Annotated in this window: 14 protein-coding genes and 3 riboswitches; of the genes, 2 read left to right on the top strand and 12 right to left on the bottom strand. The window is 41.0% G+C overall.

Annotated elements, in window-relative coordinates:
• Positions 1–406 precede the first annotated feature (406 nt).
• From ptsG to TY16_RS14945, 7 genes are all read right to left on the bottom strand, one after another.
• A complete protein-coding gene (gene ptsG / locus TY16_RS14915) occupies positions 407–2,449 on the bottom strand; it encodes a glucose-specific PTS transporter subunit IIBC (RefSeq protein ID WP_043932656.1) in 2,043 nt (680 codons plus the stop codon).
• A gap of 206 nt (positions 2,450–2,655) precedes the next feature.
• Entirely contained in the window at positions 2,656–3,498 is an 843-nt protein-coding gene (gene glcT / locus TY16_RS14920; RefSeq protein WP_043932657.1) for a glucose PTS transporter transcription antiterminator GlcT, read from the bottom strand.
• A 135-nt stretch (positions 3,499–3,633) separates the two neighbouring features.
• Positions 3,634–4,965, bottom strand: a complete 1,332-nt coding sequence (locus TY16_RS14925) for an NCS2 family permease (RefSeq protein ID WP_043932658.1) — start codon at positions 4,963–4,965, stop codon at positions 3,634–3,636.
• Positions 4,966–5,091: 126 nt separating this feature from the next.
• Positions 5,092–5,193: riboswitch (purine riboswitch) on the bottom strand.
• Between the two features lie 91 nt (positions 5,194–5,284).
• Positions 5,285–6,832: a glutamine-hydrolyzing GMP synthase gene (gene guaA / locus TY16_RS14930; protein ID WP_197028475.1), complete on the bottom strand. Its 1,548-nt coding sequence runs from the start codon at positions 6,830–6,832 to the stop codon at positions 5,285–5,287.
• A 124-nt stretch (positions 6,833–6,956) separates the two neighbouring features.
• A riboswitch (purine riboswitch) is annotated at positions 6,957–7,058 on the bottom strand.
• Positions 7,059–7,092: 34 nt separating this feature from the next.
• A complete protein-coding gene (locus TY16_RS14935) occupies positions 7,093–9,309 on the bottom strand; it encodes a transglutaminase TgpA family protein (RefSeq protein WP_043932660.1) in 2,217 nt (738 codons plus the stop codon).
• Complete coding sequence (locus TY16_RS14940) at positions 9,306–10,511, bottom strand: DUF58 domain-containing protein (protein ID WP_043932661.1); 1,206 nt, start codon at positions 10,509–10,511, stop codon at positions 9,306–9,308. The genes TY16_RS14935 and TY16_RS14940 overlap by 4 nt, the downstream gene beginning before the upstream one ends.
• Positions 10,511–11,467: an AAA family ATPase gene (locus tag TY16_RS14945; protein ID WP_043932662.1), complete on the bottom strand. Its 957-nt coding sequence runs from the start codon at positions 11,465–11,467 to the stop codon at positions 10,511–10,513. The genes TY16_RS14940 and TY16_RS14945 overlap by 1 nt, the downstream gene beginning before the upstream one ends.
• A 194-nt stretch (positions 11,468–11,661) precedes the next feature.
• Here TY16_RS14945 and TY16_RS14950 point away from each other — a divergent pair, with 194 nt between their 5' ends.
• Together TY16_RS14950 and TY16_RS14955 are read left to right on the top strand one after the other, a co-directional pair.
• Positions 11,662–12,165, top strand: coding sequence for a GNAT family N-acetyltransferase (locus TY16_RS14950; RefSeq protein ID WP_043932663.1), 504 nt, complete (start codon positions 11,662–11,664; stop codon positions 12,163–12,165).
• A 59-nt stretch (positions 12,166–12,224) separates the two neighbouring features.
• On the top strand, positions 12,225–12,539 hold the full coding sequence (locus tag TY16_RS14955) for a hypothetical protein (protein ID WP_043932664.1): 315 nt from the start codon (positions 12,225–12,227) through the stop codon (positions 12,537–12,539).
• 394 nt (positions 12,540–12,933) lie between these two features.
• Here TY16_RS14955 and TY16_RS14960 read toward each other — a convergent pair whose 3' ends face one another.
• The 5 genes from TY16_RS14960 to TY16_RS14980 all read right to left on the bottom strand — a co-directional run bounded on the left by TY16_RS14960 (position 12,934) and on the right by TY16_RS14980 (position 19,669).
• Entirely contained in the window at positions 12,934–14,403 is a 1,470-nt protein-coding gene (locus tag TY16_RS14960) for a UDP-N-acetylmuramoyl-L-alanyl-D-glutamate--2,6-diaminopimelate ligase (RefSeq protein WP_197028406.1), read from the bottom strand.
• A gap of 378 nt (positions 14,404–14,781) precedes the next feature.
• Positions 14,782–15,741: an ABC transporter permease gene (locus TY16_RS14965; RefSeq protein WP_043932665.1), complete on the bottom strand. Its 960-nt coding sequence runs from the start codon at positions 15,739–15,741 to the stop codon at positions 14,782–14,784.
• On the bottom strand, positions 15,741–16,892 hold the full coding sequence (locus TY16_RS14970) for an ABC transporter permease (RefSeq protein ID WP_043932666.1): 1,152 nt from the start codon (positions 16,890–16,892) through the stop codon (positions 15,741–15,743). Before TY16_RS14970 ends, TY16_RS14965 begins: the two co-directional genes overlap by 1 nt.
• Complete coding sequence (locus TY16_RS14975; RefSeq protein ID WP_043932667.1) at positions 16,885–18,417, bottom strand: ABC transporter ATP-binding protein; 1,533 nt, start codon at positions 18,415–18,417, stop codon at positions 16,885–16,887. Before TY16_RS14975 ends, TY16_RS14970 begins: the two co-directional genes overlap by 8 nt.
• 100 nt (positions 18,418–18,517) lie before the next feature.
• Complete coding sequence (locus TY16_RS14980) at positions 18,518–19,669, bottom strand: BMP family lipoprotein (protein ID WP_043932668.1); 1,152 nt, start codon at positions 19,667–19,669, stop codon at positions 18,518–18,520.
• Positions 19,670–19,799: 130 nt separating this feature from the next.
• Positions 19,800–19,901: riboswitch (purine riboswitch) on the bottom strand.
• Positions 19,902–20,783: the final 882 nt, after the last annotated feature.

Here is a 20,783-nt window from a genome sequence, read left to right on the forward strand (position 1 = left end):
GCTCATAAAGTTACGTTGGCTGATGGCCGAAGCCATCAAAATATTATTGTTTGTTGACGCTTGTTTGTTTAGTTTTCAAAGAACAATTTGCCGAAATGACAACTATACTAATATACCATTTCGTCGTTTCTAAGTCAACAACTTTCTTTTAAAAATAATTCATTTAAAAGCACGTGTTGGCAAAACAACTTTTCTAATATAACATCAATGCGCCTGGACGTCAACTACCAAATTAAATAATTATAACTTCTTGATAGCGATAACCATTCGCAACTGGTGTTTCACAATGATAGCATCTACAGTGACTTATCGTCAACAAGTTTCCACTATCTTTTTATTTCCACTTTGTTCCATTATGTAGAATTAAAAACAGGCCTCTTTCCATAAGAGGCCTGTTTGTTTCCTATTACTTCTTAATAATAATGATCCCCTCATCACCTTGATTCACAGAACCAAGTTTTTCAATCGCAATGCTTTCCCCCTCCTGGAGGTTAGTAAAGACGATTGGAGTGATAACCGAAGTTGCATTACTTCTTATATATTCAAGATCGAATTTCAAAAGAGGCTGGCCTTTTTTAACAACAGCATTCTCCTCCACCAGCGTTTCAAAACCTTGGCCTTTTAAATTCACAGTATCAATACCAACATGAATCAGAATCTCCCGCCCTGCATCAGACAATATCCCGATTGCATGCTTTGTCGGAAAAAGATTAATGATTTTGCCATCAACTGGAGAAACCACAATCCCTTCAGTCGGTTCGATTGCAAATCCATCTCCCATCATTTTTCCGGCAAATACTTGGTCTGGCACATCAGTTATTGGCTTTAGTTCCCCATTTAATGGAGAAACTATTCCGGTGTCAACGGCTGCATCACAGTTTTCAGATGCTTTAGGTGCTTCAGACTGACTTGCACTTTGAGCCGGACGCGGCCTCTTTCCGCTCATTATGTCCTTCATCTGTCCCTTGATTGTTTCTGACCTAGGGCCAAAGATAGCCTGAATATTGTTCCCTACCTCAAGGACACCAGCTGCACCTAGCTGCTTCAATCGATCTTTATCAACATTTCCAACATCATTTACTGAAACGCGGAGACGTGTAATACATGCATCAAGATGCGAAATATTCTCCTGCCCGCCCATTGCTTCAAGGATGTTATAAGGAAGGTCTCCACCGTTTCCTTTGCCATTTTCCCGCTGTCCTTCTTCTTCTTTTTCACGGCCAGGAGTCATTAAATTAAACTTACGGATGGCAAACCTAAAGCCAAAATAATAAATAACGGCGAATACTAGTCCGACAGGAATGACAAGCCACGCATTTGTTTGAGGATTGATCAATCCAAACAGAATATAGTCAATCAGTCCCCCTGAGAAGGTCATCCCGATTTTCACATCCAGAAGATGCATGGTCATAAATGAAAGACCAGCAAAGATTGCGTGAATACCGAATAGGACGGGAGCAACAAACAAGAATGAAAATTCGATTGGCTCGGTGATACCAGTTAGGAAGGCTGTTAAACCAGCAGAAAGCATCAAACCGCCAACTACCGCTTTCCTCTCCGGCCGAGCTTCCTGATAAATCGCAAGTGCGGCGGCAGGCAGGCCGAACATCATGAACGGGAACTTCCCTGTCATGAACGTTCCAGCTTCAAGATCTTGAACCCTGTCGGCAATTTGTGCCATGAAAATTCTCTGGTCACCACGGACGACTTCTCCCGCCAAGTTTGTATATTGGCCAAACTCATACCAAAATGGGGAGTAAAAAATATGGTGAAGTCCGAATGGAATCAACGATCGTTCAATTACACCGAATACAAATGCAGACAAGGTCAAATTGGCATGGACCATGTTTTGCGAGAATGCATTCAGGCCGTTCTGTATTGGCGGCCAAACAATAAGCATCGCCAAACCGAGCAAGACAGCAGTAGCTGCTGTAATAATTGGGACAAAACGTTTTCCAGCAAAGAAACCAAGATAAGCCGGCAGTTCAATTTCATAGAATTTGTTATATAAGGCAGCTGCAATTATACCAACGATAATTCCCCCAAACACACCAGTTTGAAGAGTTGCAACTCCAAGTACATTTGCATAATTCAAGCCATTTACATCTTCAGAAGTAAGACCTAGGACTGTACCCATCGTAACATTCATAATGAGATAGCCGATTATTGCTGCCAGCCCTGCGGTACCCTCTCCACCTGCCAGACCGACTGCTACGCCGACCGCAAATAGAAGCGGAAGGTTACTAAAGATAATGTCACCTGCTTTTTGCATAACAGCCGCAACCATTTCTACCGCATTGTTATCTAAAAACGGTGCGATATCCAGCAGGACAGGGTTTTGCAGTGCCGCACCTAGCGCCAACAGAATACCAGCGGCGGGAAGAAGCGCGACAGGAAGCATCAGTGCTTTACCGACTTTTTGTAAAACACCAAAGATTTTTTTAAACATCGTATGATTCCTCCTAAACTCAATTTTGGATCCTCACATAAGTCAACAAACGCAAAAAAGGCATGAGTTCAGAAAACAATTGCAACAGAGAAAGGGCTGGAATTAATTTACCCCAAAAAGGGCAAATCATCCCGTTTCCTAACTCCATGGCAACTATCTTCTTTACTCATGCCTGATCGAATCAGTAACACGTAAAAAGATGATTGCTATTTTATTTTCTTCTGCAGTCTTTGCAAGTGCATAGTCAGGTAAACTGCCTCCGCTTCAAAGACTGGCTGTTTCAGCGTCTGTTGCATTACCTTGATGAGCTTCCAAGATAAATTGTAGCATATTGGATATAATTCTTTCAATAGTTGAGATATTGTTTCAGGCTCTTCCACTTTCTCACCATTTTTCACTCGTTCGATTGCAAAACGCAGGTGACGCACTAATCTCATGTAGTCAACGCTTTCCTTGTCGATAGTCATATCAAGTTGTTCTTCAATCATTTGTACCAAATTTGTCACTAGTTGCGAATGCTTGTTTACATCGGATAACTCTTTGTTGGTCAAAGCACTATGGATGTGAAGAGCAATAAATCCGGCTTCCCCTTCAGGCAAGTGAATTCCTGCCCTTTCCTCAAAAACTTGCATCACAGACTTGGAAATACTATATTCTGTCGGATAAAGGGCTTTTGTTTCGATTAAGAAAGGATTTCGGATTTCCATGCCGTTAGTTACCCTGCTGACAGTAAACATTAAGTGGTCCGTAAGTGCAACATGAATATGCTCATTTAATGTTCCAGGTACTTTCTCTTTAATTAATTCAATTGCAGAAATAATATGCCTCTGTAAACCCTCCTCCAGAAACGGGAGAAGCTGGATATAGCTTTTTTGTTCTTTCTCGCTTTTTAAGACAAAGACCTTTTCTGCTATCCCGGGATCAAGTACCTCTTTAGGTTTACGATTAAAGCCAATCCCTTTTCCTATCAAAACAACCTCGCCATAGTCTGGATGGTCTGCAATAAGTACATTATTATTTAGAATCTTGTTAATAGACAAGCTTGCCATGTAGCCCGCACCTGCTTTTCCTACAATAGGGTTGTACTATTAACTCTAAAAGAGACGTATAGGATAGTCAAATGTTTGTACCTTCATAGTAGAACGGAAAAAGAACCAGCCAATACGGCCGGTTCTTTGATAAATCTATTCTGTTAGGAAGATAAAATAAAGCAGGAATATAGCAAAGAACAAATACATGATCGGATGAATCTCTTTCTTTTTCCCTGCAACAAGCATCGTGATCGGGTAGAAAATGAAGCCTGCCGCAATCCCGGTTGCAATGCTCGAGGAAAGTGGCATTGTGATAATTGTCAAAAAGGATGGAACTGCAATCTCAAAACGGTTCCACTCTATTTTACCCAGATTCGAAACCATCAGGACCCCGACAATAACTAATGCCGGTGCCGTGACTGGTGATGTTACCACCGATAGAAGCGGGAAGAAAAATAGTGACAGAATGAAGCAAGCCGCTGTGACAAGAGCCGCTAGACCCGATCTTGCACCCGCTGCAACCCCAGCGGTTGATTCAACATATGAAGTTGTTGTTGATGTCCCAAAGACCGAACCGACCAATGAAGCAATTGAATCCGCGAAAAGCGCGCGGCCAGCACGAGGCAATTTGTTTTCTTTCATTAATCCCGCCTGGTTTGCAACAGCCACCAATGTTCCCGCATTATCAAAGAAATCAACAAACAAGAATGTCAAGATGATGCCAAGCATTGTAGAAGTATAAAATGAAGCGTCATTAAAAGATGAGAACAACGCACCAAAGGTTGGCTCAATGCTAGGAACCGGACCAACCACTCCTGTAGGCATTTTAATAAGATTAAAAATAATGCCTACAATAACAGTAATGACAATTCCATAAAATACAGCACCGCTTATTTTCCTAGTCATCATAATGACAGTAATCAGCAAGCCAAAAATTGCAAGCAGTGTATTACCCGAGGTCAAGTCACCCAATCCTACAAGGGTCGCATCGTTATTAACAATTATCCCCGCATTTTTCAATCCAATAAACGTAATGAACAATCCTATTCCAGCACCGACTGCATACTTTAATTCCACAGGGATCGCATCGATTAGTTTTTCACGCCAGCCTGAAATCGTTAAAAGCAGAAAGAACACACTGGATATAAATACCGCTGCCAAGGCATGCTGCCATGGCGCGCCGTGTGCAAGCACGACTGAATAAGCAAAGAAAGCGTTCAAGCCCATCCCTGGAGCTAACGCAATCGGATATTTTCCAATCAGCCCCATAATAATGGAACCAACCGCAGCTGCCAATGCTGTCGCTACAAAGACTGCCCCATGATCCATTCGCATTGCATCAGGCAAACCATCAACATCTGCAAGCGTCAAGGTTAGCGGATTGACGATCAATATATATGCCATGGCAAGAAAAGTAGTAATACCGCCAATAATTTCGCGACGGTAATTGGTTCCAAGCTCCTCAAACATGAAGTACTTCTTCATATTAATATCCCCCTAATTGAAATTATGGGCGTGTTCTTCCCATTTTTAAAAAACAAAAAGCGCCCCGGTACAAAACCGCCGGGACGCTGACAAAGGCAAATATAAACTGTTAGCCAAAGAGAGGCAAACCAATCTATATTACCTCGTAGTCAAGCTATTTACGGCAGCCTGGTAGAGACTTCCGGGCCATATCCCCGGCATTATACGAAGCAAACATATGAAATTGATAAGTACTTTGTCATTTTATCAGGTGAAATGGTTGGCGTCAATAAAAATACGAACGATTTTTAATATCAATTAAAAATCGTTCGTATCGTTGTTATTCCCATTCAATTGTAGCAGGCGGCTTGCTTGTGATATCGTAAACAACCCGGTTAACATGCGATACTTCATTAACAATTCGAGTTGAAATCGTTTCAAGGACATCCCAAGGTATCCTTGCCCAATCAGAGGTCATTCCATCAATACTGGTAACTGCCCGGATGCCAATTGTGTGATCATAGGTTCTGGCATCTCCCATAACCCCGACACTCCGTATATCCGGAAGCACAGTAAAGTATTGCCAGATTTCTCGTTCTAACCCGGCTTTTCTAACTTCTTCGCGCAAAATAGCATCAGATTCGCGAACAATTTCAAGCTTATCCTCGGTAATTTCTCCTAGAACACGGATACCAAGTCCCGGGCCGGGGAATGGCTGCCTCCAAACAATTTCATCCGGAATGCCGAGCTCACTACCAAGTGCGCGTACTTCATCTTTAAACAATGTGTTAAGCGGCTCAATTAATTGGAATTGCATATCTTCAGGCAGCCCGCCGACATTATGATGTGATTTTATTGTCTGGGCAGTTGCTGTCCCGCTCTCAATAATATCGGTATATAGCGTCCCCTGAGCCAGATAGTCGATTCCTTCAAGCTTACTGGCCTCATCGTCAAAAACATAAATAAACTCATTGCCGATAATCTTTCGCTTTTGCTCAGGGTCGGATACTCCCCGGAGCTTATCCATAAAGCGATCGCGGGCATCAACTTTGATGACATTCATATTAAAACCATCAGCAAATGTCTTCACTACCTGCTCGGCTTCCCCTTTGCGTAAAAGCCCATGGTCAACGAAAATGCATGTAAGCTGGTCGCCAATTGCCTTATGAATTAGAACAGCAACAACAGAGGAATCAACCCCGCCACTAAGGGCGCATAATACCTTTTTATCCCCAACGGTCTGTCGGATTTTTTCCATTTCAAATTCTATGAAATTCTCCATCGACCAAGTACCGCTACAGCCGCAAATTCCCATAACAAAATTTTGAAGCAGCTCATTTCCGTGCACAGAATGACGTACCTCAGGATGAAATTGTACGCCATACAGCTTCCGATCCTCATCACTCATGGATGAAATCGGACAGGACGGACTATCTGCATCCGCAGTAAAACCTGGAGGAACCTCAGTAACTAGGTCGCCGTGACTCATCCAGACAACCTGGTTTTCAGGCAATCCGCTAAATAGCCGGCTCTCTCGCCCGACAGAAATTGCTGCCTTTCCATATTCACGGTTTTTAGCTTTTTCAACCTTTCCGCCAAAATGAACAGCCATCAGTTGCATGCCATAGCATATCCCTAGTACCGGAAGCCCCAATTCAAAAATTCCTTCATCACAACGAAATGAATTTTCATCATATACACTATTCGGCCCGCCGGAAAGAATAATACCTTTAGGATTCAGCGCTTTAATTTCTTCAGCCGTCATCGTATGAGGGTGAAGCTCGCTGTAAACTCCAAATTCCCTAATCCGTCTAGTGATAAGTTGATTGTACTGACTGCCAAAATCGAGGACCACGACCATTTCCTGGTCCAAATTCCCACTAATCATATTCATATTTTCCACCTCAGCTTTAGTATGTACACAAAGCAGGAAACACACCTCTTCAACAAATAAAAAAACCGGAATCCTGCCACTTTTTAAAAACAAAAAGAAGGCAGAATTCCGGCAAAGGCACTGAAATTACTGCCTTCATAGTCAGGCCATTTACGGCGGCCCGGTAGAGACTTTCGATCCATATCATCGAGGATATATGAAGGGTTGAGTATGATTCAATTATTTTATCATTTTAGCCATTCATCTGCATTCGGTCAAGAGATTGTCTTTTTAATTAATTTTTCCCACAATTTTTTATTATCCTGCCAGGTTCCTTTAGGCAATTCATGTTTGTATAGATAGTGTTCATAAAAGGATGTAAGCTTGCCCATTTCCCTCGAAGAGAAGAAGTGATCGATGTAGCCTGCATAGTTCCTGAGCGTCTGTCCTTCTTTTCTCCTTAAGCCATATCGGCCCAGCTGTTTTAACAAGGCAAGGTATGCTTTGGCGAATTGATCGTCATTATTGGCAAACTTGAACCTGAGAACCAAATAATAAGGGAGCCAACTCCCCCGCTTTCTGTATATTAAAAAAGCTGCCGCAAGAACTGCCATTATGCCCGCCACTATCCACTTCCACTTATTCTTAACGAACTGTCTTGCTTCTTCCATAGCACTCAGTCCTGCAATCTCCTGCTGGGTTACAGGATCAACCTCCTCCAATGGATCGATTTGGTTGCGAGGATTGGAATCACTTGGACTCGGAGAGGAATCGGGAGTAGCACCGGATGAATTTTGATCTATACTACGGTCAATTTGAATGCTATTAGAAAAACCTATAGTCGGCTCCAATGGGATCCACCCAAGGTTTGGAAGATATACCTCGACCCATGAGTGGGCATTGTTATTTGTAACTTCAAAGAGGCGCTCTCGAGATCCTTCTTTACCAACCGTTTTTAGTTCTCCTTCTGTGTAACCTTTAACCCAGCGTGCCGGAATCCCAATGCTTCTTAACATTACAGTCATCGAGGTGGAGAAATTATCACAATACCCTTGTTTTGTATCAAACAGAAATTGGTCAACGTAATCCTCATTATCACCAGGAACAGCTACCTCCTTCTGATCATAGGTAAAACCATTGCTATCGAAATAGTTCTCAATCGACTTCGCCTTGTCATACCAGTTATCCGCCCCGCCCGCAATCTCCTCGGCAAGCTCTTTTACCCTTTCTGGGAGCTCCTCTGGCAGTTGGGTATAGCGTTCAATAAATGCTTCGCTCATCTTCTCATTATTCGACCCATCCGCCCATCTCAAGTCTTCCATTTTGAAGGCTGGAACCTCATATTGAAAGGAAAATTTATCAAGCTTAACCGGACGGCCATTGTCAACAGTAAGTATTTTCTCTGAAACAGGGTCCATTGTATAGGTCACACCGGGATCAGATTGAATCTGTTTGACAGTTGTTGGGTAGGCGATGTGCGGGTACTTCAACAACATAAATATATTAGCCTTTTCTTCTTCCATCTTTACACTTGCAGGATATCCTTCGAGCGGGACTGTATCCTCTTGTGTGAATTCCAGGGAGTCAGCACCGCGGTCAGATACGACCCAGCCTTTTCCGGTGTAAACATCCTTCGTTTCTACCCTCCAGTATTGCCGGCTTTCAGCTTTTGCCCTAAACACAATTGTGTCATCCGGTAAAAACGGCCCGCCAAGCCTGGAATCATTTGTTCCATAACCAATTCGGGAAACCCCGCCACTGCCGGAGCCGCTGTTATCATTAAATGATTTCAAAAATGGAACAGGATCCGGCCATACCGGGTCAGCCTTTGGTGCCGCGTAACCAACTGCTGTACTGAAGAAAATCATAATAGCAAGAGGGACCATCCATTTGCGGGCAAGTGCGGAACTTCCGCTAAGCTTTCCCTCAGCCAATAGGCGGGAATAAGTCAATATTCCCATTACTAAAAATCCCGCAACGACCGCCCTTACAATTGATGCGTTTCCGTTATAGTTCGTAAATGTGTCGATGACAGTGATATAAATTATAGTCATAAGAAAAAAGACAAATATACGGCGCCGGTTTAAAAGCCAATATTGAATCAGATATACCATGAGCCAAAGAAGGAGGAAGAACATAATTGTCCTGAAACTATTGGAAAGCTGCTGGAAATCCAAATTAATGATTAAGCTAAGATTTACTTTAATATCCACAAAAAAACGCTTCCACCATTCAAGCTTAAAAAAGCCGCCAGTAAAATAAAGCCTATAGATGGCATAGCACATGTAAAACGTATTAATAAAAAACTGCATTGCCGCCGGCAGCTTAAATATTGGCCCTGCAAACGAAATCAGCAGGAAAATCAAAAAGACTTCTATTTGTTCGGTATCCGTCAGTTCCTGAACCGGCCTCAGCCATTCCCATATGAGCAAGAAGCCCAGTCCGTAAAGGATTAGCGAAGTAGTATCTCTCTTCGTAGCATGTGTGTTCATCTCAGGGTCACCTCCGAAAAGGCTGTTTCAAATTGGTGCTCATGAACCATGATCACCCTGACACCCCTCGCATTCCCCATCGTTTTCAGAGACAATTCTTCATTAGATGGAGACTCTTTCTCATTTTTTAAAAGAAAAATTGTCACCATACCCTTCTTTTGTCCGAGAAAGCTTGCTTTTTCAATTAACTGCTTCGTAAGTGTTGAAGTCACGATCATCATTGTTACATTTTGTCCGGTATAAAACATTTCCGCTTCAAGAACTTTATCAACTGATACTGCGCAAACTGGCTGAACCTTGGCAAGATGATAAAAAGTTTGCTGAAGATGGGATTCTCCACCCCGGATTGGAAATGATGCTCTCTCCCTTGTGACGGTGAGAAGTCCAACTTGAGCTCCTTTTTTCAAAATAGCCCTTGTGACGGATGCTGTGAATGAAACATTCGCCTCAAAACGGTGCTCTGGCGCGCAATCCAAAACAACCATCACATCATGCGATTGCCTTTGCTCAAATTCCTTTGTCATAATTTCATTACGCTTTGCGGTTGCCTTCCAGTTAATCCACGAAAAACGATCACCAGGCTGATAATCCCTGATGCCAATTGCCATAGTTGTATCTCGCTGAACCCTCTCCCTTGAAGCAGTCATACCCTGGTCGTAGTGATTTTCAAATGGCCGGTAAAGCATTTCTGTAAAGGATGGATAGACAATAATTTTACTCTCGGATTTTGCTTCTCGTTCTTTTTCAATCATTCCAAGCAAGTCTCCCGTTTTAAGTTTAACGGAATGAAAGAAATGTTCCCCACGTGGCAAATCATCGATTGAATAGTCAAAGATTATTTCCTTTTTGAAGCCCGGAAATAATAATGCCTTTTTTCCAGGAGTTTTCAACGTTTCGCATAAAAGATCTTCAACAAAAATATAAAACAGCGGAAAAGAATTGGTACGCCTAAGAATCATTTGGACCTTGAGCGGTTCACCTGCATTAAATTCGTGCTTTGGCAAATGCCGCTCAATTTGAACATCCATTATTGGATAGAGGGAAACAGCAATTGAGTAGATTGCAAAAGGCAGGAAACTGTAAAACAAAAACCAACTGACAAACCCGCCTTGGAACATCGCATAGCAAAAAGCCAAAACCACAAGAACAAGTAAGACAATGAACTTCCAAGTATGCTTAATTGCCGCCAGCTTTTCCTTCATTATTTCACGAGCCTTTGAACCGGTACCGGCACTCTCGCGACGATGCGGTTAATGATTTCCTCTGCGGTAATTCCTTCGAACTTGGCCTCGGATTTCAAAATCAATCGGTGTGAAAGGACAAATGGGGCAAGGTATTGAATATCATCCGGAAGTACATAGTCCCGTCCATAGATGAATGCATATGCCTGGGCTGCTTTCATCAAACCAATCGAACCACGCGGACTGGCACCTAAATAAACATTTTCATGAACTCTTGTCCTGTTAGAGATATCAACTATGTACCGTTTAACCGTCTCATCGACAAACACATGCTTAATTTCCTTTTGGAGATCTCTTAGTTCTTGCAATGTGACAACGGGTTCGAGTTCCTCGATTGGAGGCGTGTTTTGAGCACGGTTGAGTACTTCCATTTCCTCCGCAATTTCCGGATAGCCCATCTTCATTTTAAGCAAGAAGCGGTCAAGCTGGGCTTCTGGCAGAGGATATGTCCCCTCATACTCTATTGGGTTTTGTGTAGCCATAACAAAGAAAGGCTTTTCAAGTCGGCGTGTAACTCCATCTATTGTTACACTTTGTTCCTCCATTGCTTCTAGGAGGGCGGATTGTGTTTTCGGGGAGGTCCGGTTTATTTCGTCCGCCAGAATGATGTTGCCCATAATAGGGCCTGGGCGAAACTGAAATTCCAGTTCCTTCGGGTTGTATATGGAAATCCCCGTCACGTCAGAAGGAAGAAGATCTGGGGTGAACTGAATTCTTCTGAAAGTTGCGCCAACAGACTTTGACAGAGAGCGGACCATCATTGTTTTCCCTACACCTGGAACATCCTCCAGCAGCACATGTCCTTCGGCTAATAATGCCACCAGGCTTAGTTCCGCTACATTACGCTTGCCTGTCATTACCTTCTCAATATTCATCAAAATTTTGTTGATGTTAAGATTCATCGTTTCACGCGCCATCTTATTCCTCCCGCTTTCTATGATTGATAATCCCATATTCTTATAGTAAGTTTAACATACATAAGATAATTCTATAAATTCTGTAAAATTCCTGTTGTCATAAAAAAACTAATAAAACCGATTATTAATTGACGATTTACACATGGTAAAAGTTTCAATTTTTTTTGAATTAATATTAAAAGGATGGCTTTTGGATGCAGCTTGATACAGTGAATATGAATGAACAGTTTGCTTATGAAATTTTATATTGGCACTATGAACCCCCTTATGACTTTTATAATAGCGATCCTTCCCCAGAAGGAATGAAAGAGCTCTTTGAAAATACTTATGTTGTTCTAGTAGATGAGAATGGGAACTTGGTAGGGTTTTATTGCAAGGGGCCTGCCGCACAAGTACCTGCTGGAAGGGAATTTAAAGCCTATCCAGAGGGTTTTATTGATGTTGGCCTTGGAATGAATCCTAAACTTACAGGAAGAGGCTTTGGAAAAGAGTTTTTCTCATTCATACTTAATGATATAAGTTTGGAACATCCAGGCTGTACATTCCGGCTTACCGTCGCGGCTTTTAATTTGCGGGCAATAACCTTATATCGTAAGGAGGGATTTAAGGAAATCTGCCGCTTTCAAAGCGGTTTTATTGAATATATCGTCATGACAAAGATATCTTCTAGTTCGATGTCCAAAAAATATAAAGATTAGGTGAAACTAAACCTATAACCAATACGTAAACTAAATACGAAAAGAAAGGGGACGGAAATATGAATAATGTATCAACAACCCTTAAGTGGGTTTCAGGAGGCCTTGAGGCTTTGCTGGGAATCCCTGTACTCGGCGGACTAATCATTATTTCTACAGCTTGGACGCCGCTATTTTTAATGGCCATCCTTCATATTGTTACAATTGTATTTGCGGTTAAGGAAAATGAGCCGAAAGCGGGCAACATCCTCGGCCTGGTCACCTCTTTACTCGGCTGGATTCCTGTATTGGGCATGATTATGCATATGATTTCCGCGGTCGTTATACTGATCGATGCGTACCGTTCACAAAACAGGACAGCCCGCCAAAGCTGGTAGGACAAAAGCGGAAGCACCTTACCCAGCGCCGTATGGACTGGAAGGCCTCGTAGGAGATAAAGTGAAACTTCCATCAGCGTTTTTTGCTGATGGTTAGTCGCGCAGAGCCCGATTGATTTTTCTAAGGGCTGAAGCCCTAAGAAAAATCTTATTTCACGAATCGGACCTTTAGGCTCAGTTGTCTCCCAAGGAGACTTACTGAGCCTTAAGTGTGGGATAAAGGAAACACGAAGAGCGATAGTCATTCAATAATGACTTATCGTAGGGAGGAGACCTTTGTTTGCGCACGCGTAGGCGCTGCAGCTAGATGTAGATACGCTAGATTAAACTCCTCAATTTATTTCCATACAAAAGGGCAGCTGACCAAAGTCAGCTGCCCTTTATTACATTTGCTTTAACCATTTATAGGCTCAAAGGCCATTTCTTCAGAAATCAAATGAAGAATAGTATCCCTGTCGCTTTTGGTTTTATATGCATATTCTTCCTGGTAAGGCTCCGGCCCTTTCCCGGTTATGATGAGGCCATCACCTTTCTCTAAAGAGTTTATGACAAAAGCTATTGCTTCGGTACGATCTTCTATGATGGTAATATTCTGATAAGGTTTGCTTAATTCCTTTAACTCCTCTATCATCTGTTCTTTTTCCACTCCATTTAAATCATCAAGAGTCAAATAGACATGGCTGCAAATAGCTTGGCTGATATCAACCATTTCACGGCGTTTGGATGAATCCCGCTTTCCCCTGAAACCAAATATATGATAGAGATCCTTTTCAACACAATGGCTTGCTGTTTCTAAAGCGTGGCGCAGCCCATCCGGAGTATGGGCATAATCGATAATCGCTTTTGAGCCAGTAGGAAGTTCGATTTGCTCAAATCTTCCCGGCACCCCTTGAAAACATTGCAAAGCAGTGATGACTTGTTCGGGTGTAAACCCTATATCCCTTGCACATATATAGCTTCCCAAAGCGTTGTATACATTATGTTTTCCTGGGATTTTCATATTAATTGTATATTCTTTTCCGTTATCTTCAATGATCAGGGACAGGTGTGGAGCTGAAATAAACGATTTAATCTTGATTGTTTCCTTTTTCCCTCTATACCCAAAAGATATAGCAGGGACCCGCTCCTGTGCCAATTCCTCATCCATTTTTTCACCCCATGGAGTATACGCTCCAACAATCCCTTTTCCTCCAGGCTTCAGACACTGAAATATCATTTTTTTCGCCTTAAAATATTCCTCAATATCTGAATGATAATCAAGGTGCTCGTGGCTAAGATTGGTGAAAATAGCATAGTCTAGCATCGGGCCAGCAACCCGGTACTGGTCTAGTCCATGTGAGGACACTTCCATTACAACAAATTCATCCTTGCTTTCATGAATCATTTTTTGAAACGAAATAGCATCAGGTGTTGTTAATGTTGATTTATGCCGTTCCCCATTTAAAAAATACTCCACTGTTCCTAGCAAAGATGATGTCTTCCCATTGTAAGTTAGGATGTGGTGTAAGAGATATGCTGTGGTTGTTTTTCCATTTGTACCGGTAATACCAATCATTTTATGTTTGTTTTGAGGCTGCCCATAAAAAGAGTTTGCCAATGCCCAAACCAAATACCTCGAATTGGGCACTTTGAAATAAGGAGTTGGCAGAACATCTTCAATTTCGCGCTCACCTATTATGGCAGCTGCTCCATTCTTAATCGCTTGCCTAATAAACTCATGTCCATCAGAATCATGTCCAGAGATTGCCACGAATAGATTACCTTGTTTAATTTTTCTTGAATCGGACTCAATCCCGGTAATAATACTATCATTATTGCAGGAGATTCCAACCTTGCGAAGCAATTCCGTTAAAGTAATCTGCATTTTAAATTCCTCATTGTTATTCTTATGAACCTTAGTATTTTTCGAAATTTGACGGATTATATACATAAAAATACTATACACAAAAAATGTTGGATGAATAAACATTCGGTACCTGCATTTATCAAAATAGTCTGAAAGGCCCTCTGACCATCCAAATTATGCAAGTATCCATGAATCCCTTATTCCTAAATATGAAACTTTGGTCCAAGTCAGATAAAGTCGCTGTTGTCAAAAGAAAAAGGCCTAACCTCAAAAGGTTAGGCCTCTATCCCCAAAGTCTAACCAACTGTCCAGACTCATTTTCTTAATTCAGTCGAACCGTTGGATCTAACCCCTTAGAAACACTAAAAACCATTTGCTTGAAGTTCCACGTTATATCTATCTCTTCCCTTTGTCATATATTTCACCCAATGCTCTTGGAGCGCGATTTGATTTAGAGAAAAAGATTAATAACAATAACGTCAATACATACGGTAAAATCATGAACAAATCGGTGAAACTGCTCGGCAATGCCATTGACTGGGCAATAAACGTTCCCCCGGATTTTGCAAACCCGAATAAAAGACAAGCGCCTAAAGTAGGGAGAATCCTCCAATTCCCAAAAATTAAGGCAGCGATCGCCAAGAATCCATATCCCATATAAATATTTGATGAAAAGTTAGCTGATATGGAATAGGCAAAACACATGCCGCCCAGACCTGCTAGCAGACCCGATATAAGGACTGCGGAATATCTAATTTTTGATACATTTACACCTGCAGCATCAACTGCATGAGGATTTTCTCCGCTCGCTCTTAAACGAATGCCAAATTTTGTTTTATATAAAAGATACCAGGCAAAAATGGCTATCATGATGATAATTACTTCGAACGGATACACATTCGTAAAAACCGCACCAATCACAGGTATAGCGGACAAACCCTCAATCGTAAACCGCTCGGATACACCCAAACGAAACTTGTCAGAAGCCGATCCAAATACAAGGGCATTTATTTGAGTCGTTAAAAAGGTCGTTAGTGCTAATGCCAATATATTTATAACAACACCACTGATCACTTGGTCTGCCTTAAACTTAATGCTTAGTACAGCATGAATAATCGAAAAACCCATCCCGCCAATCATCGAAAAAAGTAACGCGACGTAAACAAGATCTTGAATATCTCTTCCAGAAGCATTTGCGATTAGTACAGCTGAAAGTGCCCCGATGAATGCCCCGAAACCTTGAAAGCCTTCGAGTGCTAAATTGGTAATGCCGCTTTTTTCACTATATATGCCGCCTATTGCGATAATAAAAAGAGGCAGAGCAAAGGATAATCCATCAATAATTACTGTATCCATTATGATTCATTCTCCTTTCGTTCTACTTCTTTTTCCTTCAAGCGGCTGGCTTTATGTTTCAAGTATCCGCCACATGCACTAAACAATAGGATTAACCCGATGATAACAGAAGAAATTTCTTGTCTGATTCCAGCCTGTGAACTCATGTATGTGCTTCCCTGATCAATAATCGATACTAAAAATGATGAAAAAATGACGCCAATTGGATGAGAGTTTCCTAATAGTGATACAGCAATCGAGTCAAAACCGATACTCGATAAAACCTTTGGCTGGATGGAAGAAAAATAACCTAAATAATATGTCACACCTGCCAGGCCAGCTAAACCACCTGACATAACCATTGCCAGGACCGTATTTTTTCCTACATTAATTCCTGCATACTTAGCTGCATTGCGGTTGGAACCTACCGCTTTAATTTCAAAACCAACCACAGTTTTATCCATAACAAATTTAATTAAAATAGCGGTAATAATAGCTAAAATAAAGCCCAGTGGAATATCCATTTTCAGGTTGGCTATCTCGACATTAACTAAAGTCAACCTTGCTGCTTCTCCAATATACTTGGATTGTCTTGAAACAGGATCAATATAATACATGTGAATAAAAAAGCTTATCACATATTGAGCAATATAATTTAACATGATAGTTGATACGACTTCATTAATATTAAATCTATATTTTAGCCACCCTACTAATCCCCCCATTAATCCCCCAGCGACAAGTCCGATTATCAGTACAAGCGGCTTGGCGAGTATCGCATCCAAACCACTGTAGCCAACGATAATCGTCGCTAAAAAACCAGAGACGAGCATTTGACCGGAAATCCCAATATTAAATAGGCCCGCCCTAAATGCAACAGCAACTGCCAAACTTGCAAACACAAGCGGCGTCATCGCGTTTAGCAAACTCAAAAAATCAGTCAACATGCTCTTATATCCAGCATAAGAAGGCTTAGGCAAGATTCCTGCCCCTTGGAGCAGATTGAAAAATGCCTGCAAGGGATTTTTGCCAATCAATAGGATAACAATGGCCGCTGCAATAAAACTTATTAGGATGGAGACGAATGGAATGGAGATAGGCTGCCATTTCTCATTGCTTATTGGCTGAAGAAGACTATAACGTAAGCTTTTTCTTTTACTATCTTTATTCATGCTTTGCCCCCATCATATATTCGCCAACTTCATTAGTTGTTAACGATTCACTGCTGGCGATTTTTTGAAATTGGCCATTATAAATAACTCCAATGGTATCCGCTATATTCATAATTTCATCCAGTTCCAATGAAACGAGCAAGATTGCTTTTCCTTTATCCCGTTCTTGAATAATCATTCTATGAATATTTTCAATCGCACCAATATCTACTCCTCTTGTCGGCTGGACGAAAATCATCAGCGGCGATTGCAATTCAATCTCACGGGCAATAATGGCCTTTTGCTGATTACCGCCGCTCATTGAGCGAACTTGCGTCTTAATACCTTGGCCACTTCGAATATCATATTTATCAATCAATTTGCTGCCAAATTGGTCAATTTCATCTTTATTCAGGATTCCCTTACTGCAAAAAGGCTCCTGATAGTACTGCTTTAATGCTAAGTTAGTAGATAAATCAAAATCCAATACAAGTCCAAATCTTTGTCGATCTTCAGGTATATACGATATCCCAATTTCTGTTCTGTTTCTTATACTTTCAGTCGTAATGTCCTTACCTTGGAGGAACACTTTTCCGCTATTAACACTTGTTAATCCGGCAATGGCATCTGCTATTTCAACTTGTCCATTATCTGCGACTCCCGCGATAGCAAAAATTTCGCCGCCATGGATGGTGAACGATACATCCTTAACTACTTCAAAACCATCATCATTTTTAATGGTTAAGTTTTCTACCTTCAATACTTCCTCTTTCATTACAGCTGGGGCTTTATTAGATTCAAAATTTACTTCCCGTCCGACCATGAGCCGTGCCATTTCCCCTGTAGACGTTTCCTTTACATCCAACATGCCAACTAATTTTCCTTTATTCAAAACAGCACATCGATCGGCAACTTTCTTAATTTCTTCCAGCTTATGTGTAATTAAAATGATTGTTTTTCCACCGTTTCGCAGACCTTCGATAATACCGAGCAAGAAATCAATTTCTTGTGGCGTCAAGACTGCAGTTGGTTCATCGAAAATAAGGATTTCCGCTTCACGATAAAGCACCTTCAAAATTTCCACTCGTTGCTGCATGGAAACAGTCAGGTCGTCTATTTTTTTTGCAGCATCCACTTCTAAGCCGAAGTTTTTAGACAGTTCTTCAATTTTGCGATTGGCATTTCGAATGTCTACGTATGGAAAAAGACCTGCCAATTTTTTAATTGGCTCAACTCCCAAAATAATATTCTCTGTAATCGTATAATCGGAGACGAGCTTAAAGTGCTGATGGACCATGCCTATGTTAAGCTTTGCAGCATGATTGGGTGAGCTAATTTGCACTTTCTCACCCCGAAGGAAAATTTCTCCTTCATCCGGTTCGTACATACCGCCAAGCATACTCATTAGCGTTGATTTACCCGCGCCATTTTCCCCAAGCAAGGCAAAGATTTCCCCTTTTTTAATGCCAATGGACACATCATCATTTGCCACTATTCCAGGAAATCGTTTGGTTATATGTTTCATTTCTACAATATAATCAGACATCTTTCTGCTCCTTTATTAGGAAAAATAAGAAGTTTATCATCCCCCAGAGATTAGGGAATGATAAACTTCTGCTGGTCATTTCATAATTTACTAGTTACTGTTATAAACCAGGGAACTTTTCTGGAGTATGGCCATTAAAGTTAGATGCAGGTACGATTGTACCGTCTTGTACTAACTTGTAAGCTTCATTCAATTTAGTAAGTGTATCATCTGATAATTGATGGCGGCCTTCTTCTTTTATGAAACCAGTTGAATCTGTATCTGCATGAAGAACGACGTTTCCACCTTTAAAGCTTCCATCAACAACAGAATTTAATGCCTTATCAATATTCATGCTCATGAATTTTACTGCAGATGTTAATACGATATTTTCAGAGCCGTTTTTACCGTCATCAAATTGGTCAACATCGACACCAATTACTTTTACATCGTCTTTGGCTTCCTTAACTGCTGTGAATACACCATTCCCAGTCCCGCCTGCTGCAACAAAGATGATATCTGCGCCTTCTTTAATCAAGGTATTTCCAATCACTTTTCCAGTTGCTTCATCCGCGAACGAACCTGCATAGTTACCTCCAACATCAGTACCTTCTACATCTGTCCCTGCATAACCTGATAATTCAACAAGTTCAACGTTTTTACCAAAAACCGAATTCACATAATTTACACCTGATTCAAAGCCAAATTGATAGTTTACATTTGAAGGATATGCAATACCATTTACTACGGCTACTTTATTTGATTTTGTTTCAAGTGCTGCAGCCATTCCTGCAAAAAAACCACTTTCTTGTTCAGCAAAATTCATCGCATAGATATTATCAAATTTTGTTTGGTCACCTACTGGTGCAGGTTCAGAGTCATTTAAAATAAATTTTTTATCAGGATTTTCTACAGCAATGCTAGAAACCCCAGCAAATTGAAACCCAGGTGTTACGATTACATCATAATCTGCCACAATATCAGCAACAGCTTGTACAGCTGCGGCAGGATCACCTGTTTCTTCTTTAATTGCCTTCACTGTTGCATTTGGATGCTTTTCAATAAAACTCAAAATACCGTTATAGTTATCTTCATTAAAGCTGCCATCATCAACGCCTGAAGGACTTGTTACAATGGCAATTTTCAACCCGTCTTTATCGGTTCCAGCCTTAGCTTCATTTTTCTTATCTGCGTTATTGCCGCACGCTGCCATAACAAGAGTTAGTAAAGCAATGAATAATACCATTGCTAGTTTCTTTGTACCTTTAGTCATTAAAATGACCCTCCTCTGATAGTCTTGTTGAATTGTCGCTCATGTAAAAATTAAAAAAAGCACCGAGTAAAATACCGGTGCTTGACTTCAGGAAGGTAGATGATGGACATAAAAATAAATATATCTCCATACAAAATATACACAACCTCGTAGTCAAGCTATTTACGGCAGCTTGGTAGAAACTTTCGGGCCATATCCCCAATATTATACGAGAATAATATTTAATTTTTACTAACACATCGTAACACCGAGAATTATAACTGTCAATAAAAGACGAATGATTTCAAATAAATACCAACTATTATTCGTTAATTGAGTGATTTATTATGACAATGGCAGGCTTAATATTACAAGATGTTATTAAATCTTTCCCGTCAGTTTGATAGTAAAATATGTTGAAACTGGTTTCACTCAGACAATGTTACTCAAGAAATGAAAAAAAGAAGCTCCCCAAAAGTTTTCTCATCTTAAGGAAAGCCTCTGTTAACTTATTTAAATACTTTCATCTTACTTAAAAACTCAGTCATATCAGAGGTTAATTGGCGGTAGCACATCTTGCCGCTATCCTCCAACTTACGCTTCAACAGGCGCTTTTACCCACTGATTTTCAACCGATTTCCCGCATCTTTAATTGTCCTAAAGACATGGTAGTGCAAATTAACGGCAGCGGCTTCATTTGACTTAAATACAGTCTACGCCTAGCTGTGAGACAACGCTTTTGTCTCGGGTACCGAGTGAAGACTAATTAATGAAGCCAATGTCTGCAAAGTCCTTTTTGCCAATTCAGGACTTTTGCCTGAATGGACAACCTATTCATTTCTGAAAAGGGTTTTGTTAGTTCTCGGATAAAGATCTTGCTCCGATATTGTAGGAAGCAGAAAGGTCTGCATGATATTCTTTGCCAGTGGTGAACGTAGCAAGGTCTTTCTTTGGGTTTGGAGACAAATCCGCTTCCATCAAAGGCTAACGGACTAGTATTCGAGCGCTGATACAGGAAATGCACACCCCGTTATAATAGCCAGGTGAACCAATAGGCCTGATAATCACCTATTTATCGCCCTTTATGCTGTAGAACTATCCCCTTCTCGGACAAAATTGAATATATTGAAATCAG

Source organism: Bacillus sp. EB01, from assembly GCF_000613125.1.
GTDB lineage: Bacteria > Bacillota > Bacilli > Bacillales > Cytobacillaceae > Bacillus_D.

Excerpts from the sequence above, each read along its gene's own strand:
- ptsG (WP_043932656.1), bottom strand. The coding sequence starts at position 2,449 with ATGTTTAAAAAAATCTTTGGTGTTTTACAAAAAGTCGGTAAAGCACTG.
- glcT (WP_043932657.1), bottom strand. The coding sequence starts at position 3,498 with ATGGCAAGCTTGTCTATTAACAAGATTCTAAATAATAATGTACTTATT.
- TY16_RS14925 (WP_043932658.1), bottom strand. The coding sequence starts at position 4,965 with ATGAAGAAGTACTTCATGTTTGAGGAGCTTGGAACCAATTACCGTCGC.
- guaA (WP_197028475.1), bottom strand. The coding sequence starts at position 6,832 with ATGATTAGTGGGAATTTGGACCAGGAAATGGTCGTGGTCCTCGATTTT.
- TY16_RS14935 (WP_043932660.1), bottom strand. The coding sequence starts at position 9,309 with ATGAACACACATGCTACGAAGAGAGATACTACTTCGCTAATCCTTTAC.
- TY16_RS14940 (WP_043932661.1), bottom strand. The coding sequence starts at position 10,511 with ATGAAGGAAAAGCTGGCGGCAATTAAGCATACTTGGAAGTTCATTGTC.
- TY16_RS14945 (WP_043932662.1), bottom strand. The coding sequence starts at position 11,467 with ATGGCGCGTGAAACGATGAATCTTAACATCAACAAAATTTTGATGAAT.
- TY16_RS14950 (WP_043932663.1), top strand. The coding sequence starts at position 11,662 with ATGCAGCTTGATACAGTGAATATGAATGAACAGTTTGCTTATGAAATT.
- TY16_RS14955 (WP_043932664.1), top strand. The coding sequence starts at position 12,225 with ATGAATAATGTATCAACAACCCTTAAGTGGGTTTCAGGAGGCCTTGAG.
- TY16_RS14960 (WP_197028406.1), bottom strand. The coding sequence starts at position 14,403 with ATGCAGATTACTTTAACGGAATTGCTTCGCAAGGTTGGAATCTCCTGC.
- TY16_RS14965 (WP_043932665.1), bottom strand. The coding sequence starts at position 15,741 with ATGGATACAGTAATTATTGATGGATTATCCTTTGCTCTGCCTCTTTTT.
- TY16_RS14970 (WP_043932666.1), bottom strand. The coding sequence starts at position 16,892 with ATGAATAAAGATAGTAAAAGAAAAAGCTTACGTTATAGTCTTCTTCAG.
- TY16_RS14975 (WP_043932667.1), bottom strand. The coding sequence starts at position 18,417 with ATGTCTGATTATATTGTAGAAATGAAACATATAACCAAACGATTTCCT.
- TY16_RS14980 (WP_043932668.1), bottom strand. The coding sequence starts at position 19,669 with ATGACTAAAGGTACAAAGAAACTAGCAATGGTATTATTCATTGCTTTA.